The following is a 14083-nucleotide window of genomic DNA, read 5'->3' as shown; positions in this document are numbered from 1 at the left end:
ATCAATAACAATCGAATGTCAGAAATGCGAAGATGCAGATGAGCTATCGCAGCTCTGCAACGCTATAGAGTTCCGGCTGCAAAACATTCCCGGTACCGTAAAAATCGCTCAGGGTTGCAACAAAACGGGCTGGCCTATAGGGCAGCGCGGTGCAATACAGGCGCGCCTGTGCGGCTATGTTGCTTTTGAATTCTGCACTCGCTCCCAAACCGGAATTCAAATTATCCGCACTTACGCGGAATGGCGCCCCACAGGCCTTACTGAAGAGCCATTCCAACGCCTGCGGCTTGATCTCCACCCGCTCAAATTCCGCCTGCTGCTCGGGACTGCGGCCATCAGGTGCGTACCAATAACCGTAATCCGGCAACTTGCGCCGCTCTTCGCCTGCAACACACCAGTGGGCGACCTCATGTAAGGCACTGGCAAAGTAGTCGCGCGTAAAAATGATGCGACTAGGTGTTTCGGTGGTTCCCGGTTGATAAAAGGGTTCGTCAGCACCACCTTCCAGAACAGTATGGAATTCTGCAGTGAAGCAACGCTCAAAGAGGTTAATCAGGTCTGATGCGTGGTGCATGGAATGAATAATGCTGAACTAAAGAGGTGATGTATTAGATTTGAAAATGAAAATGCTTATATCAAAAACGTTGATCACATGCTGCCGGAAGCACAAGAAGCGCAACAGTTAAAAATTCTTACGGCCAAGTGTTGAGTTATTGGTATTCTGCATATACTGTTTATACGTAGGCGACATGAATTTGCGGTCTGTCGCTTAGGCTAACCCGCTCATCTGAGCAGACAAGCCCCTAGCGCGGAGGTAGTATTATGAAGACCTCGAACTCCGGTCACAAGCTCGACAATGTGATCGATCTCTTTACCGGGAAGCCTTACCTCCCCCTCAAGGATACCCGCTTCATCCGACTTTCCCCTGAACTTGACGGTCTTGAAATGCTTTATTCGAACGAAGCCAGTTCGGATAAGTTATTCAGCTTAAAAATTCTTGCCTGGGGACTGCGCGCGAACGGCGAAGTTGTGGGTCTGGTTCCCTGGCTCAACGACATAATTCCCTGCACCGAAATTCGCGATCCTCTCAATGGTCAGTGGGAAGGTTATTACGACTCAGGTATTGACGAAATATTTTTTGAAGCGCCGATACACAAAGTCGTAGAACTGGAAACTGCTGCGGAATATTACGACTATGAATGCGAAAATCCGCAGGACATAGTGCAGGAAATTCCGGATACGATTGGGACCCATGCGGTTTTGTCCGGCGCAGATCACAAAAGTTTGATTTTGCAGGAAGTTGTCAGCTGGCGTTTACACCATGATGGCACCATTTCCGGCATGTTGATCAATGAAGACAAAGTGGAAAGCACACCGGTTCTGCCTGGCGATGAATGCCTTTACGCCGCTCAGTCGGACCCGCATTTCCGCTACTTTTTTCAGCATCACATAGCCAACAAAATTAAATCCCGCGATCCGGAAGCTCTGGCTGCCATCAGCCTGCTAGTGGAAGATTCTTATCGCTGATATTGAATGAAATACCTCCGGTATCCAACAAATACCGGATTTTCAAAGCTCGCCGATTTTTCTCACCAAGGGACGAAGTCCCTCTCCGCCAAAAATCTTCAAAATACTGTCAACCGCCCTTGCGCAAATGAAAAATAAATAAATCTCCAACCACTTCCTGATGTAATAAAGCGTGATTTAAAAATTGGCAAAATTTTGGAATATCTCTTTGTGTCGACGGATCGGTCGCGCGCACTTCCACACAATCGCCAGCGGCAACTTCGCGCATTAATTTATGTAACAACATAACGGGTTCCGGACAGGTGAGACCTGTGGCATCGAGCTGCCGCGTTATTTGATAGGAGCTTTCTGTCATTTATCGACCTTTACAATTTTCAAATTTGCTTTCCGCGAATATATTCCGCACTCCAGCGAGCGATGGTCACAATACTCTCCGCGTGCGACAGACCAGAACTGCGCAGTGGCTTTAAATCATGATTTGCCGTAGCCATCCATTTTATGGATACGGATTTACCCAAATTTTTGTAGGTTCCCACTTCCTCGCGAGAGCCAAGACTGTCGCGCTCACCCTGAACCATCAACACGGGAATTTTAATCTGCGGTAAATGTTCGATACGCAATTGCGCCGGTTTTCCTGGCGGATGGAATGGATACCCGAGACAAATTACACCCTTAACGGAATGATCCTGCAGTTGCGCTGCCCACAAAGTTGCCATGCGCCCGCCCATGGATTTTCCGCCGATCCACAGCGGCAATCTGCTTTTTTTGCTGTAACGCTGAATGAATTCATCCCAAGTCGCCAGCAATTTTTCGGTGCGATCCGGCGGTCGTCGTTTTCCCGCTATTCGCCGCTCCGCCATATAGGGAAATTCAAAGCGAACAACCTCCACACCCTCCTGCGCCAAGGCGGCAGCCACATCATTCATAAACGGGCTGTCCATAGGCGCGCCCGCGCCGTGAGCCAAAAGCAACCGGGCAAAGGGCTTGGCAGGACTGTCTAGCAAAACAGCGGGTTCAGTTTTGCCCACGCCATTCCTCCTTGGTCACCAGGGTGACCCTCTCCTGCACTTCGTCGAACACGATCAGCACATCTCCACGCAGCACTTGGGGCTTTAAGCGTTCGACTTTTTCTTCCAGACTCAATTCCACTGCGCCGTAATCAGTGCCGTCCCGACTGATAAATTCTTCCAAAACTCCCTGCAGCGCCTCGGGAGACAGGCTTTGGGGTGGGATGATCATGTCGGCCTCGCAAAAAGCCGGTGACCTTAGCGGATTCGCGCCGGCTTGTGAATGTTGGTCAGATCCCACAGTTGCACGCGTTGTTCACCTATACTCGCGAGTATCACCAATAAAAATTCCAAGACCGCCGTGCGAGGAGACTTTGTATGGATAAGCACCTGATTCTTTCTGTTCTCAGCGACGACCGGCCCGGCGTTATCAAGGGCATAGCCGAAATCGTCGCGCGCAATAATGGCAATTGGCAGGAAAGTCGTTTGACACAATTGGCGGGCAAGTTTGCCGGCGTTATCCGCGTTACTGTGGCTGAAGCCAACCTGGCTGGCTTGCAAACATCATTGCAACAATTGGCCAATCAGGGCATTCGTGTGCTGGTGGAGGAGCTGCAAACCATCACCGCTGGCGAACGTGGACGCACTGCCACATTTACCGCAATCGGGCCGGATCGCCCGGGCATCGTGTTGGAAATCACCCAGGCCCTGACGCAGTACAACATCAATATCGCCGACCTCAACACCAACTGCTCCAGCATGCCCTACAGCGGCGAGCCTTTGTTTGAGGCCGAAGGTGTGTTGCATGTGCCGGCGAGTACCGACCTGGATCAACTCACCGACCAGCTCGAAGCCATAGCCAATGCGCTTGGTGTCGACATCAGTCTAGAAGCTGATCAGCTATCGGAAGCCTGAAAACGCTCCCATGCATCCGGCAGATCGGCGAACGAATCCAACACTATATCCGGTCTGCCACGCACCAAGTCCTCGGGCCGGAATTTGCCGGTTTTTACCAGCGCCCCTTTGATGCCGCACACCTGCGCACCGGTGACATCGGCTTTGATGTCATCGCCGATCATGCAGAGATCCACCGGTTTCAGCCCCAATAAATCCGCCGCCTGCTGGAAAAATGCCGGCGAGGGTTTACCCATAACAACAGGTTCTTTTTCGGTAGCGAATGCCAAAGCTGCGGCAAAAGGTCCTACGTCCAGCTTTAACATGTCCCCGGATCGGTAGTAGCGACTCATGCCCAGGGCAATCAACTCGGCTTGGGGATTATTGATCAAAAGATTGAAAGCGCGGTTGAGAGTGTCAAAGCTCCACTCCTCCGCCAGATCGCCGATGACCACCGCCTCCGGCGCGGCGCTCTCCGACACATCGGCAAAATCGCTGCAAGTAGCAGATGGGGCAAACAGGGCGATGCTCTTGAGACCCTTCTGTTTCAGATAGGCAACCGCTGCACTTGGGGGAGTCAGAAGGGAATCGGGGGTAATACCCAATCCCATGGAATTCAGCTTTTCGACCAGCGCTGCTCGGGGTTTGGAAGTGGTGTTAGTAACAAAGAGATGGGGAATCGAATTGTGCTGCAACCACCGCACGCTGCGGTCGGCACCTGCAATCAGGGAGTCGTTTTGATAGATAACTCCGTCCAGATCGATCAACACACCATGCATAGATCCTCCTAGGCTTCGGGTGCGCTTACGCTTCTGTCGCGCTCGTGATGTATCGGCTGGATTTCTGCAAAAACTCCGCCACCAGATCTGTCGTCTTATCCAGCATAAAAAAACAATCGATCAGTTCTGGATTGCGCAGCCGGTCGACCAAGGCGCGCCGGCGCACCTCGGCAGACTGGTTCACAGAAAAGATGTCATCACCCAGCAGCAGCTTGTAGCTGCTGATAACGCAGGCGCTTTTGCCGTTGTAGAGAGTGATGATGCCGGAGAATTTGTATTTACCTAAAGGACAGCTCAGTACCAGAGCTTTGTTGCCGCCCCAGCGAAACAGACCGCCGGAGGAAGTGTTTTCGAGAGAGCATTTCAGATCGTCGATTGCAAAGGACTCGGCGTATTCCAGTGCGGCTTCGAGCAGCTGTTTTTTTTCCGCCGACGTCAGCTCCATTCCCACTTCGACCCAGGCCTTGTCGGCGTATAACTGACTTGCAGCCAATTCCATGGTTTGCCCCCGCAGTGCATTCATCTGATGATGCGCAAAGTAGCCTCCGATCATACGCCAAATCAGCTCCGGCTTTTTGCCTCAGACTTCACATCGCGGAAATGAAAACGGGCGCCGTAGCGCCCGTTCCATAAATATTTTTTTGCAGCGTTTTATTTGCCGTCAGCCGGAACCGCGCTCTCAATCAGTGCTTTGAGTTCACCCTTTTCGTGCATTTCGGTGACTATGTCGCAGCCGCCGACCAACTCGCCTTTTACCCACAGCTGCGGGAAAGTGGGCCAGTTAGCGTACTTGGGCAGGTTGGCGCGAATTTCGGGATTGGCCAGCACATCCACATAAGCAAAGCGTCGACCGCATGCCATCAGGGCCTGGGAAGCGCGCATGGAGAAACCGCATTGAGGAGCGTCCGGGGAGCCTTTCATGTAGAGGATGACGGGGTTTTGTTCGATCTGTTGTTTGATGGTTTCCATGATATCCATGGTCACATTCACCTCGGAGCTGAATTTGGAAGAAAAACCAAGCGTTTTGGTCGGATATTGCCGCGCATTTTACTCCTATTCCCTCAATGGATTCTAGCGGCTCACCTTTATGCTGCGCCGGGTAAACACCACAACGCCTCTGTGCATCATGAGCCACTTGCCGCATTGCGGCATCTCTTGGATTCCAACTGCCCCCGTTCCTCTGTAGGCTATGGCAAATTTTTTCCGGAGTGATTTATGACTTGGATACTTTTGATTGCGGGATTGGTGTTGCTGGTATTCGGCGCGGATATGCTGGTACGCGGCGCCGCACGTCTTGCTGGAACATTTGGCGTGCCCGCACTGGTGATCGGCCTTACCGTAGTCGCTTTCGGCACCAGTGCGCCGGAGTTGGCCGTCAGTGTTAAAGCCGCCTACGCGGGACAAGCCGAGCTCGCCATCGCCAATGCCGTAGGCAGCAATATCTTCAATATCCTGGTCATTCTCGGACTCTCCTCCGTCATTTATCCATTGGTCATCTCCCGTCAGCTTATCCGCCAGGATGTGCCTTTGATGATCGGCGTATCGATTGTGCTCGCCGTTATGACCTTGAATGGTGATTTAAAACGTTGGGAAGCACTGATTCTGTTTTTAGGTTTGGTCGCCTACACAGGATTCCTGTTTTATCAAGGGCGCAAGAACGGAGCGGATCTGGACAGCGCTGAAGGGGAAGTCGAGGAAATCCTGAGCGCCAAAACTCCCGCTTGGCAAAACCTACTCTTCGTTGTCGCTGGTCTGGCATTGTTGGTGCTTGGCGCCCGTTGGCTGGTACAAAGCGCGGTAGAGATCGCCACCTTGTTCGGTGTAAATGAAGCGGTGATCGGCTTGACGATAGTTGCGGCGGGCACATCTCTGCCGGAAGTAGTAACGTCAGTGGTCGCCACCATTCGCGGCGAGCGGGATATTGCAGTTGGCAATGTGGTGGGAAGCAATGTATTCAACATTCTGTGCGTCCTGGGCATTTCCGGACTTGTGTCGCCTGCTCCGCTGCTGGCAGGAGAGCAAATGGCGCAGTTCGATATCCCGGTCATGCTGGGTGTCGCTATCCTGTGCGCGCCGCTGTTCTTTGCCGGAGCGACTCTTTCCCGCTGGGATGGCGCTTTGTTCCTGACTCTTTACATCGCCTACGTGTGGTACTTGATAGCTGTCGCTTTGTCCCAACCTTATTTGCCAACTCTTCAGTCCGGCATTGTCTATGGATTAGGGCCGTTGGTTGTGGTGTACGTGGTGTTCACGCTGTGGCAAAGCCGGCGCCATTCACATTCATGACATACTCGGCGAACGCATATTGGGTTAAGATCACGCGGCTCTATCGGGCCCGGCCCGCAGCCAAAGGTACATTCTGACCTCTATGGAAGTTTTAATCCTGATCGGCCTGATCCTGCTCAATGGCGTGTTTGCCATGTCAGAGATCGCGATCGTCACTGCAAGAAAATCTCGCTTGGAAACCCTGGCCCACAAAGGCAACCGCGGCGCCAGGGCCGCCTTGAAACTGGCGGAAGACCCCACTCAGTTTCTCTCCACTGTGCAGATCGGCATCACGTCTATTGGCCTACTCAACGGTATCTTTGGTGAATCCGTTCTCGCAGGACCATTCGCGGTGTGGCTGCAAAACCAGGGGATGACTCCCGAGGCAGCGTCTATCACCTCCACCGCTCTCGTGGTTATTGTGGTGACCTATGTGTCCATAGTCGTCGGCGAGCTGGTACCCAAGCGCATCGGCCAAGTTTCGGCTGAAATCATCGCCTGTGTGGTCGCGCGGCCAATGGCGGTTTTGGCGCAGATCACCAAACCTTTCGTGATGATGCTGTCCAGCTCAACCCATTGGTTAATGCGGATTTTCCGCCTGGACCGCGTGGCGGGGCAGACAGTGACGCAAGAGGACATCCAGGCCATTCTCGCCGAAGGCTCCACCTCGGGCGTGATCGAGCAGCACGAACACACGCTGGTGAAAAACGTACTACGCCTGGACGAGCGATCCATTGCCTCTCTGATGGTGCCGCGCAGCGACATTATCTATCTCGATATCACCGTACCGCTGGAGGAGAACTACCAGCGGGTGATGGACTCGCCTCACTCCCGCTTCCCCATTTGCGACCGACAGATGGACAACATCCTCGGGGTGATCAACGCTAAGGAATTATTGGCCCTGTCCATCAAAGGCAACCAAGTCGACCTGGCGAGCCTGGCCAAACCGGCACATTTCGTTTTGGAAACACTGACGGGTATGGAGCTGCTGAATTATTTCCGCAACTCCAGCACCCAGATGGCGTTTGTGGTAGACGAGTACGGCGACCTGAAAGGCTTGATTACTCTACAGGACCTGCTGGAAGCGCTGACCGGCGAGTTCTATTCGGAAGACAGCACCGACTCCTATATAGTCACCCGCGACGATGGCTCCTACCTGCTCGACGGCCTATTGCCCGTTGTGGACCTGAAAGACTGCCTGCAACTGGAACACCTGCCGGACGAGGGCGAATACGAAACCTTAAACGGCATGATCATGCAGATCATGGGCAAAGTGCCAAGCACTGGCGACAAGGTCACCGTCGACAACTGGCTGATGGAAATCGTCGATATGGACGGTTTGCGCGTCGATAAGGTCCTGGCCATTCAAATGGCGGATGGGGGCAAGGTGCATGATGAGTTTGATGACGGCTAGGGACTAATTTCTGAGAAAACGGCGCTAAACGCGCCGTTTTTTGTTTCACTCCACTGTCACCACAAAATCCTCCACCTCTCCATCGGTAAAAATTCCGCAGCTGGAAGGCGGTGCGTCAAAGCGCATGGCTACTCGTATGGTTAAAGGGCCCGCCCGCGTTTCTGGCGGCACGTCGAAAGTCGTCAGCACAGGCGCGTCGCTGACGGTCGCGATGATCTGTTCATCGTCCGAAAACTGTCCGTCGCCATTAAAGTCCGCCCAGGCGGCCCAGTGTTCGTAATAGGTGCCGTAGCGAAATCCCGGCGTCAGCAGCAGCGTATTGGGCTGATCGAGATAAACCTTGGCGCCCGTGTTCTCATGTTTGAAATAGCCCTGATTATCGCCGCTGACGATGGGACTGCCGTTAAACGATACGCTTTCGATCCATTCGTAAAATGTGTTGCTGCCCGCAGTGACGCAATAATCGAGCGCCGAAGATGGTTCAGCAAAGGCGACAAACACTCCCTGATTGCCGACGCTGAAATTCGCCTGAATCTGTAGCTCGAAATCCACCAACCAGACCTGCCCGACGCGATTGGACACCAGCAATCCCTGCTGCGGGTGAATATCGATATCGCAAAGGTCCTTGTCGAGATACAAGCTGTCCAGTAGCTGGCCGGAAGGACTGTAGTGGTAAAGATAGCCATTCCAGCTCGCCATAAAAATCTCTCCCGCAGCATTTGCCACTACCGCGCGAGAGGAAGAGGTATGACCCAGGCTCACACTGCTCAACAAGGTCATATCCGCCGGGTTGATCACATCCAGGGCGCCATAGGTATTGCGCAGGGCGTAGAGCTTGCTGTCCAGGCCCAGGGTGATATCGATGTATTCATATTGATCTAGAAACCGCTGGGGCGACTGCCCTGTCGCGTCGAATCTCACGATCCCTTTGGCCGCTCCCTGGCCGGCGGTAGCACCATCCGTGACGTAGACAAAATCCCCCAGAACGGCGATACCGCCGTAGGACCCATTGTTCGGGATACTCCACCCATCAAAGGTTTGCGCCGACCAGATTCCCTCCTGGTTGTGGCTCAGCTCCGGCTGGAAGGTCCCGTTGAACACCCAGATCCCATGCTGCACATGCCAAACCAGATCGCGGGCATCCTCCTTGGAACTGTTTTGGGGAATCGCTTCACTGCTCACCAACTTCCCTTGCAGGTCGTAACGTTTCAGCTGATTACCGGTGGAAACCAGAATCTGCGGCGTATCCGGTGCAAGGGTGCGAAACCACAAGTCTTCGGCGTAGGGCATACCCAACTTGTAGTAGCCACCACTGCTGTAAACATCACTGGTGTGGTGAGCGACCATAATGCCGTCGCCCGCCGGGTCCACGCGCAGCTCCATCACATAGGTGGCACCCACTTCCAACTCCACCGGCACCGCAAACAGAAAGGTAATTTCCGCCGGATTGCCGCCGCCGAGCCCGCAGCCGGGATCGGCAATAAAGTTGAAACAATCCTCCAGATAACGCTCCTGCGATATGGCGACTATCGCACCGTCGATGCTCTGCTCGCGCAGCTGTATTTTCACCCAGTTGCCGATACCGAATCCTCCGGCATCGGACAATTTCAAGGTAACCCCTAACAAATAGGGTTGTTGCGGCACGAATGACTGCCCTGTCGGCGCGTAAGTCTCGGCATCAAACTGGTGATTCGCCAGCGTTTGTTGTTGATCGATTTGATAGGCACTCGCGGTAAACGGCAGCAGCAGAAAAACAAATCCTAATACCCAAAACCAATATTCACGTTTCATAAAAACTCCTATTCCATCATTGCATTTCTCACCTACTCGGTTTTTCACGCTTTACACGGCAATGGAAAATTCCTCCTGATTTGTACGGCATTTTTGCAACACCTGGCTCCATAACACACCGAAGAATTCCTCGTAAAATTGCGGCGACGTATGCACAGGGTGCACCGGACTGCCGCAATTTTTGCCAAATAAAAGTCCTTTTGCTGTCAACACGCGCATAGTGCGAAATTCGCCCGGATGCTTCAGGCTCGGGCGGCGCAACAACATCAAATATCCCTGTTCAACCAAAATATGATTTGCCTCCAACGCACTCATAGGTAACCCGTGCAATTTCAACAACACGCTCAATGGCTTGGTGTGCAGACGGTTGAGATAAGTGGTGGGTACTGGTTGCATAAACATAGGCTCCAAAGTCAGAATAAAGTCCAACGTTGGCGGACCTGCCGCCGCGCGGCCGTTCAAGGCTGCGAAAAATAGCCCCGTGGGCTTGATAGGTATTGTGGCGAGGGGCTGTCTCAAATCCTGAGACAGTGACCGGGCAAAGTGGGGTTTTGGTTAATCGGTAGGTTTGACTGATGGACGGTTTCGACCGGATTTACGATCTGCACAAAATTCTCAGCAAACGCAGCACGCCCATGCCGCTGGCGGATATCCTGCGCGAGATGGAATGCTCACGCGCCACCTTCAATCGCGTCAAACGCCATATGACCGATTTTCTCGGGGCTCCCATCGCTTACAACCGGGAACTGGGCGGTTATTACTACGATCATCAGGAAGGCAATCAATACGAACTTCCGGGCATATGGCTCAGCCAGGAGGAATTGCATGCGCTGGTGCTGATTCACGGCTTGCTTTCCGGTATTGGCGCAGGGTTGCTGCATAACCAACTGGCGCCAGTGCGCAAACGTTTTGAAGCTCTGCTCGCCCAGCGCGCCATAGATCCCTGCGTGCTCGCCGACAAAGTGCGTATGGTGGGCGCCACTTATCGCCCGGTGCGGCATGATCAATTCGTCAAAATATCTACGGCACTGTTCAACGAAAAACGCCTGCATATCACTTATCAATCGCGCGATGATGGCTCAGTCACAAACCGTGATATCTCTCCGCAGCGGTTGGTGCACTATCGCGGCAATTGGTATCTCGATAGCTGGTGCCATATGCGCAAGGGTTTACGCACTTTTGCATTGGAATGCATTGCAACTTGTCGCGTAACCGATGATGAATTCAAAAAAATTCCCGCAGCGGAATTGGATGCGCATTTTCAGCCGACTTACGGAATATTTTCTGGCGAAAACAAAGATGAAGCGGTGTTGTTGTTTACACCGAGCGTCGCCCGACGGGTAAAAGACGAAGAGTGGCATCCGAAGCAGAAATTACAGCTTTTGGACGACGGCAGCCTGGAATTGCGGCTACCCTTTAATCCAGAGACACCGCAGGAATTGATCAAGGATATTTTGAGTTACGGCGACGAAGTCCGGGTGCTCGCGCCAGCAAGTTTGCGCGAAAAAGTCATAGAAAAGCTCCGCCTCGCTTGCGCATATTATGGATAGGTGATTTATTCAAAGACATTCCATGATTCCATCAAGGAGGTGTGTCATTACCAGTATCCAGCACAACCTCACTTTTTTCGGCTGTATCTTCATGTTGTTATCCGTTTTTACGCTGCCCGCCTGCCAACCCTCTCAAGAAGCAGCCGAGTCCTCAGCCTCTTTGGATCTGCAAAAGGTCTATCATCCTGCGCAAGAGCTCAGCACCTTGTTTCATGATGTGCAAATGAGCCGAATTTTTCCCGATGGCAAAACTCTGGTGGATGCGCAGCCCAAAGACGATCCCAAGCTTATAGAAGCGCGTTATAGAGAAAACAAAAATCGCGCAGATTTCGACTTGCGTTTGTTTGTCGAAGAAAATTTTTCCCTGCCGCCAGCAGCACTGCACTTTGAAAGCAAAATCGCGCTGGATATGTACACCCATATCGACTCCCTCTGGTCACATCTGCGTCGTCCGGCAGATACAAATTATCATCCCTATTCATCGTTAATTCCCCTGCCCTTTCCCTATGTGGTTCCGGGCGGGCGATTTCGCGAAATTTATTACTGGGATAGTTATTTCACCATGCAGGGGCTGATTTACAGCCAGCAGGCTTATCTCGCGCGCGATATGGTGAAAAATTTTGCCTGGCTGATTGACAATATCGGCCATATTCCCAACGGCAATCGCTCCTATTATCTCAGCCGCTCGCAACCGCCATTTTTTTCTTCCATGGTGGCGCTGCTTGAACGGCATCAGCTGGCGCAAACCGCGGAATTTTTACCGCAATTGGAAAAAGAATATGCGTTCTGGATGGCGGGAGAAAACGGGCTTTCAACAACGCATCTTCGTGTAGTCAAAATGCCGGACGGCGCGATTCTAAATCGCTATTACGACTCATTGGATGAGCCACGACCGGAAAGTTACCGCGAAGATATACACACGGCTTCGCAAGCCAGAAATCCCAACAAAAATCAGGTTTTCCGGGATTTGCGTGCAGCAGCGGAAAGCGGCTGGGATTTCAGCAGCCGCTGGCTGACACCTTATGGCGAATTACCCAGCATCCGCACCACCGATATAGTGCCAGTGGATTTGAATTGTCTGTTGTTCCATATGGAACAGGAAATCAGCCGGCAACACGCATTTTTAGGCAACACTCTACAAGCAGCGGAATTTGCCGACCGCGCCGAGCGACGCAAACAGGCTATACAGCATTGGTTGTGGGATGATTTGCGCGGAGTTTATGGTGACTATTCCATCAGCGAAAAAAATCTGACCGGTATTGCGTCTCTTGCTACGGTTTATCCTTTGTATTATTCCGTCGCCACACAGGAACATGCACAACGTATTGCGCACACACTGCACAGAGATTTTCTAAAAGACGGCGGCCTCGTCACTACCTTACAAGCCACCGGTGAACAATGGGATTTTCCCAACGGCTGGCCGCCGTTGCAGTGGTTGGCGGTGATCGGCTTGCGTCACTACGAATTTAACGACCTCGCGCAAACCGTTGCCGAGCGCTGGCTGGCGCTGAATCAAAAAGTGTTTCAGGGCACCGGGCGCATGATGGAAAAATATAATGTGGTGGACATCAACGCTCCCGCCGGGGGCGGTGAATATCCTACGCAGGACGGTTTTGGCTGGACCAATGGTGTAGTCGTTGGCTTGCAGCGAATTTATCCGCCTGCGAAATAATCAAGCGTCCTCCAACCAACCCTGCGCCACAGCAAATTCCACGTTTTGCTTCAGCCACGCGTGGATTTGCGGAAATTCCCTCTCGATAAAAGCATGTGCGTTTAATACCTGGGATTTTTTGACTTTATTTTCCTGCCATGCTCGTCCATTGCTGGAAACATTCAACAGAAACGGCAACAGGCGGTCCACCACTTTAATCAGTTTTGCTTCGGTAGACGTGCCCGTCTCCTGCTCTTCCCAAACATCTGCCAATTCTGTAATGCCATTGCCTGGATGCTGCTGCAAACGCTGCACACAAGCGCGCTCGCGAATTCCGGCATCGGCCCGTGCAGGTGCATATAAAAAGGTATCGCCCGCGTCGATTTCTCCCAAATCGTGCGCCAATGCCAATTTGAGCAAAAGCTCTTCGTTTAATGACAACTGAAATGTGCGCGCAATACTCCAACAGGCCATAGCCAAATGCCAGGAGTGTTCCGCCGAATTTTCCAGGCGCACGCCGCCTGCAACATAACTGCGGCGATTGACAAGTTTGAGCCTGTCCAATTCGCGCAGGTACTGAATAACATCATCAAACTTTTGCAATTTGCGCCTCCAGTGTAAAACTCCTGCGCGCTTTGGCGACCTTATCGCGAATCACACATCCCTCAAAATGATCGTTGACCAGTCCCATCGCCTGCATAAAGGCGTAAACAGTGGTTGGCCCGACAAATTTCCAGCCGCGCTTTTTGAGTTCTTTAGATAATTTGACTGATTCTTCTGTGGTGGAAACCACTTGTGGCGAGGCCAAAGGCTTAGGTTCAAATTGCCAGAAGAAAGCCGCGAGCGATCCCTCTTTTTCCAGCATTTCGCATGCGCGTTGCGCATTGTTGATAACAGCTTCGATTTTTCCTCTATGCCGAACGATACCTTCATTTTTTAGAAGTCGCTCCACATCGCGCTCTTTAAAGCCCGCAATTTTGGCAAAATCGAATTGCAGGAACGCCGCTCGGAAATTTTCCCGCTTTTCCAGAATCGTGCGCCAGCTCAATCCGCATTGAAAACCTTCCAGACAGATTTTTTCAAACAAGCGGTAATCATCTTTGACCGGATAACCCCATTCATTATCGTGATATTGCATATACTCCGGCGTCGCCGCACACCAGCGACAGCGCGCTTTGCCATCAGGTCCTGTGATCGTACTCATA

17 protein-coding genes are annotated in these 14083 nt (G+C 52.3%); 6 read left to right on the top strand and 11 right to left on the bottom strand.

Features of this window, described 5'->3' with window-relative positions; translation table 11 throughout:
• Window positions 1-43: 43 nt before the first annotated feature.
• Entirely contained in the window at window positions 44-574 is a 531-nt protein-coding gene (locus DWB84_RS14215) for an elongation factor P hydroxylase (RefSeq protein ID WP_187410465.1), read from the bottom strand.
• 248 nt (window positions 575-822) lie between these two features.
• On the opposite strand from DWB84_RS14215, the gene DWB84_RS14210 reads away from it, so the two are divergent.
• Window positions 823-1527, top strand: a complete 705-nt coding sequence (locus DWB84_RS14210; RefSeq protein ID WP_187410464.1) for a hypothetical protein — start codon at window positions 823-825, stop codon at window positions 1525-1527.
• 109 nt (window positions 1528-1636) lie between these two features.
• Here the strand turns inward: DWB84_RS14210 and tusA are convergent, their stop codons facing one another.
• From tusA to DWB84_RS14195, 3 genes are read right to left on the bottom strand one after another with little or no spacing between them, the layout of a single operon-like run.
• Window positions 1637-1882, bottom strand: a complete 246-nt coding sequence (tusA, locus tag DWB84_RS14205) for a sulfurtransferase TusA (protein ID WP_187410463.1) — start codon at window positions 1880-1882, stop codon at window positions 1637-1639.
• Between the two features lie 19 nt (window positions 1883-1901).
• Entirely contained in the window at window positions 1902-2555 is a 654-nt protein-coding gene (locus DWB84_RS14200; RefSeq protein ID WP_370589721.1) for an alpha/beta family hydrolase, read from the bottom strand.
• Window positions 2542-2766, bottom strand: a complete 225-nt coding sequence (locus DWB84_RS14195) for a YheU family protein (protein ID WP_187410462.1) — start codon at window positions 2764-2766, stop codon at window positions 2542-2544. The genes DWB84_RS14200 and DWB84_RS14195 overlap by 14 nt, the downstream gene beginning before the upstream one ends.
• A gap of 146 nt (window positions 2767-2912) precedes the next feature.
• On the opposite strand from DWB84_RS14195, the gene DWB84_RS14190 reads away from it, so the two are divergent.
• Window positions 2913-3449, top strand: a complete 537-nt coding sequence (locus DWB84_RS14190) for a glycine cleavage system protein R (protein ID WP_187410461.1) — start codon at window positions 2913-2915, stop codon at window positions 3447-3449.
• Here the strand turns inward: DWB84_RS14190 and DWB84_RS14185 are convergent.
• The 3 genes from DWB84_RS14185 to grxD all read right to left on the bottom strand — a co-directional run bounded on the left by DWB84_RS14185 (window position 3431) and on the right by grxD (window position 5185).
• Window positions 3431-4207: a TIGR01458 family HAD-type hydrolase gene (locus tag DWB84_RS14185; RefSeq protein ID WP_187410460.1), complete on the bottom strand. Its 777-nt coding sequence runs from the start codon at window positions 4205-4207 to the stop codon at window positions 3431-3433. The genes DWB84_RS14190 and DWB84_RS14185 overlap by 19 nt on opposite strands.
• A gap of 25 nt (window positions 4208-4232) precedes the next feature.
• Window positions 4233-4760, bottom strand: coding sequence for a hypothetical protein (locus DWB84_RS14180; RefSeq protein ID WP_187410459.1), 528 nt, complete (start codon window positions 4758-4760; stop codon window positions 4233-4235).
• Window positions 4761-4858: 98 nt separating this feature from the next.
• Window positions 4859-5185: a Grx4 family monothiol glutaredoxin gene (gene grxD, locus DWB84_RS14175; RefSeq protein WP_187410458.1), complete on the bottom strand. Its 327-nt coding sequence runs from the start codon at window positions 5183-5185 to the stop codon at window positions 4859-4861.
• 237 nt (window positions 5186-5422) lie between these two features.
• Here grxD and DWB84_RS14170 point away from each other — a divergent pair, with 237 nt between their 5' ends.
• Window positions 5423-6493, top strand: a complete 1071-nt coding sequence (locus DWB84_RS14170; protein ID WP_187410457.1) for a calcium/sodium antiporter — start codon at window positions 5423-5425, stop codon at window positions 6491-6493.
• A gap of 82 nt (window positions 6494-6575) precedes the next feature.
• Window positions 6576-7886, top strand: a complete 1311-nt coding sequence (locus DWB84_RS14165) for a hemolysin family protein (protein WP_187410456.1) — start codon at window positions 6576-6578, stop codon at window positions 7884-7886.
• 45 nt (window positions 7887-7931) lie between these two features.
• Here DWB84_RS14165 and DWB84_RS14160 read toward each other — a convergent pair whose 3' ends face one another.
• A complete protein-coding gene (locus tag DWB84_RS14160; protein ID WP_187410455.1) occupies window positions 7932-9677 on the bottom strand; it encodes a GEVED domain-containing protein in 1746 nt (581 codons plus the stop codon).
• Between the two features lie 51 nt (window positions 9678-9728).
• Window positions 9729-10073 carry a hypothetical protein gene (locus tag DWB84_RS14155; protein WP_187410454.1) on the bottom strand — a complete coding sequence of 115 codons (345 nt, stop codon included), beginning with the start codon at window positions 10071-10073 and terminating at the stop codon, window positions 9729-9731.
• A gap of 179 nt (window positions 10074-10252) precedes the next feature.
• Between DWB84_RS14155 and DWB84_RS14150 the strand changes: the two genes are divergently transcribed.
• A complete protein-coding gene (locus DWB84_RS14150; protein WP_187410453.1) occupies window positions 10253-11227 on the top strand; it encodes a YafY family protein in 975 nt (324 codons plus the stop codon).
• Window positions 11228-11318: 91 nt separating this feature from the next.
• Window positions 11319-12899: an alpha,alpha-trehalase TreF gene (gene treF, locus DWB84_RS14145; RefSeq protein ID WP_187410452.1), complete on the top strand. Its 1581-nt coding sequence runs from the start codon at window positions 11319-11321 to the stop codon at window positions 12897-12899.
• On the opposite strand, the gene DWB84_RS14140 is transcribed toward treF, so the two are convergent.
• Window positions 12900-13481, bottom strand: a complete 582-nt coding sequence (locus DWB84_RS14140; RefSeq protein WP_187410451.1) for an HD family hydrolase — start codon at window positions 13479-13481, stop codon at window positions 12900-12902. It abuts the gene before it with no gap.
• Window positions 13468-14082 (bottom strand): DNA-3-methyladenine glycosylase I, encoded by a 615-nt coding sequence (locus DWB84_RS14135; protein WP_187410450.1) that lies wholly within the window; start codon window positions 14080-14082, stop codon window positions 13468-13470. Before DWB84_RS14135 ends, DWB84_RS14140 begins: the two co-directional genes overlap by 14 nt.
• Window position 14083: the final 1 nt, after the last annotated feature.

Origin of the sequence: Saccharophagus sp. K07, assembly GCF_014336955.1 — a bacterium.
In the GTDB taxonomy this organism is placed as follows: Bacteria; Pseudomonadota; Gammaproteobacteria; order Pseudomonadales; family Cellvibrionaceae; genus UBA5868.
Note: the sequence above shows the minus strand (reverse complement) of the source record. Positions and strands in the feature narration are given on the sequence as shown.

Excerpts from the sequence above, each read along its gene's own strand:
- DWB84_RS14150 (WP_187410453.1), top strand. The coding sequence starts at position 10,253 with ATGGACGGTTTCGACCGGATTTACGATCTGCACAAAATTCTCAGCAAA.
- DWB84_RS14195 (WP_187410462.1), bottom strand. The coding sequence starts at position 2,766 with ATGATCATCCCACCCCAAAGCCTGTCTCCCGAGGCGCTGCAGGGAGTT.
- grxD (WP_187410458.1), bottom strand. The coding sequence starts at position 5,185 with ATGGATATCATGGAAACCATCAAACAACAGATCGAACAAAACCCCGTC.
- DWB84_RS14190 (WP_187410461.1), top strand. The coding sequence starts at position 2,913 with ATGGATAAGCACCTGATTCTTTCTGTTCTCAGCGACGACCGGCCCGGC.
- DWB84_RS14165 (WP_187410456.1), top strand. The coding sequence starts at position 6,576 with ATGGAAGTTTTAATCCTGATCGGCCTGATCCTGCTCAATGGCGTGTTT.
- DWB84_RS14170 (WP_187410457.1), top strand. The coding sequence starts at position 5,423 with ATGACTTGGATACTTTTGATTGCGGGATTGGTGTTGCTGGTATTCGGC.
- tusA (WP_187410463.1), bottom strand. The coding sequence starts at position 1,882 with ATGACAGAAAGCTCCTATCAAATAACGCGGCAGCTCGATGCCACAGGT.
- DWB84_RS14135 (WP_187410450.1), bottom strand. The coding sequence starts at position 14,082 with ATGAGTACGATCACAGGACCTGATGGCAAAGCGCGCTGTCGCTGGTGT.
- DWB84_RS14210 (WP_187410464.1), top strand. The coding sequence starts at position 823 with ATGAAGACCTCGAACTCCGGTCACAAGCTCGACAATGTGATCGATCTC.
- DWB84_RS14185 (WP_187410460.1), bottom strand. The coding sequence starts at position 4,207 with ATGCATGGTGTGTTGATCGATCTGGACGGAGTTATCTATCAAAACGAC.
- treF (WP_187410452.1), top strand. The coding sequence starts at position 11,319 with ATGTTGTTATCCGTTTTTACGCTGCCCGCCTGCCAACCCTCTCAAGAA.
- DWB84_RS14180 (WP_187410459.1), bottom strand. The coding sequence starts at position 4,760 with ATGATCGGAGGCTACTTTGCGCATCATCAGATGAATGCACTGCGGGGG.
- DWB84_RS14155 (WP_187410454.1), bottom strand. The coding sequence starts at position 10,073 with ATGCAACCAGTACCCACCACTTATCTCAACCGTCTGCACACCAAGCCA.
- DWB84_RS14215 (WP_187410465.1), bottom strand. The coding sequence starts at position 574 with ATGCACCACGCATCAGACCTGATTAACCTCTTTGAGCGTTGCTTCACT.
- DWB84_RS14160 (WP_187410455.1), bottom strand. The coding sequence starts at position 9,677 with ATGAAACGTGAATATTGGTTTTGGGTATTAGGATTTGTTTTTCTGCTG.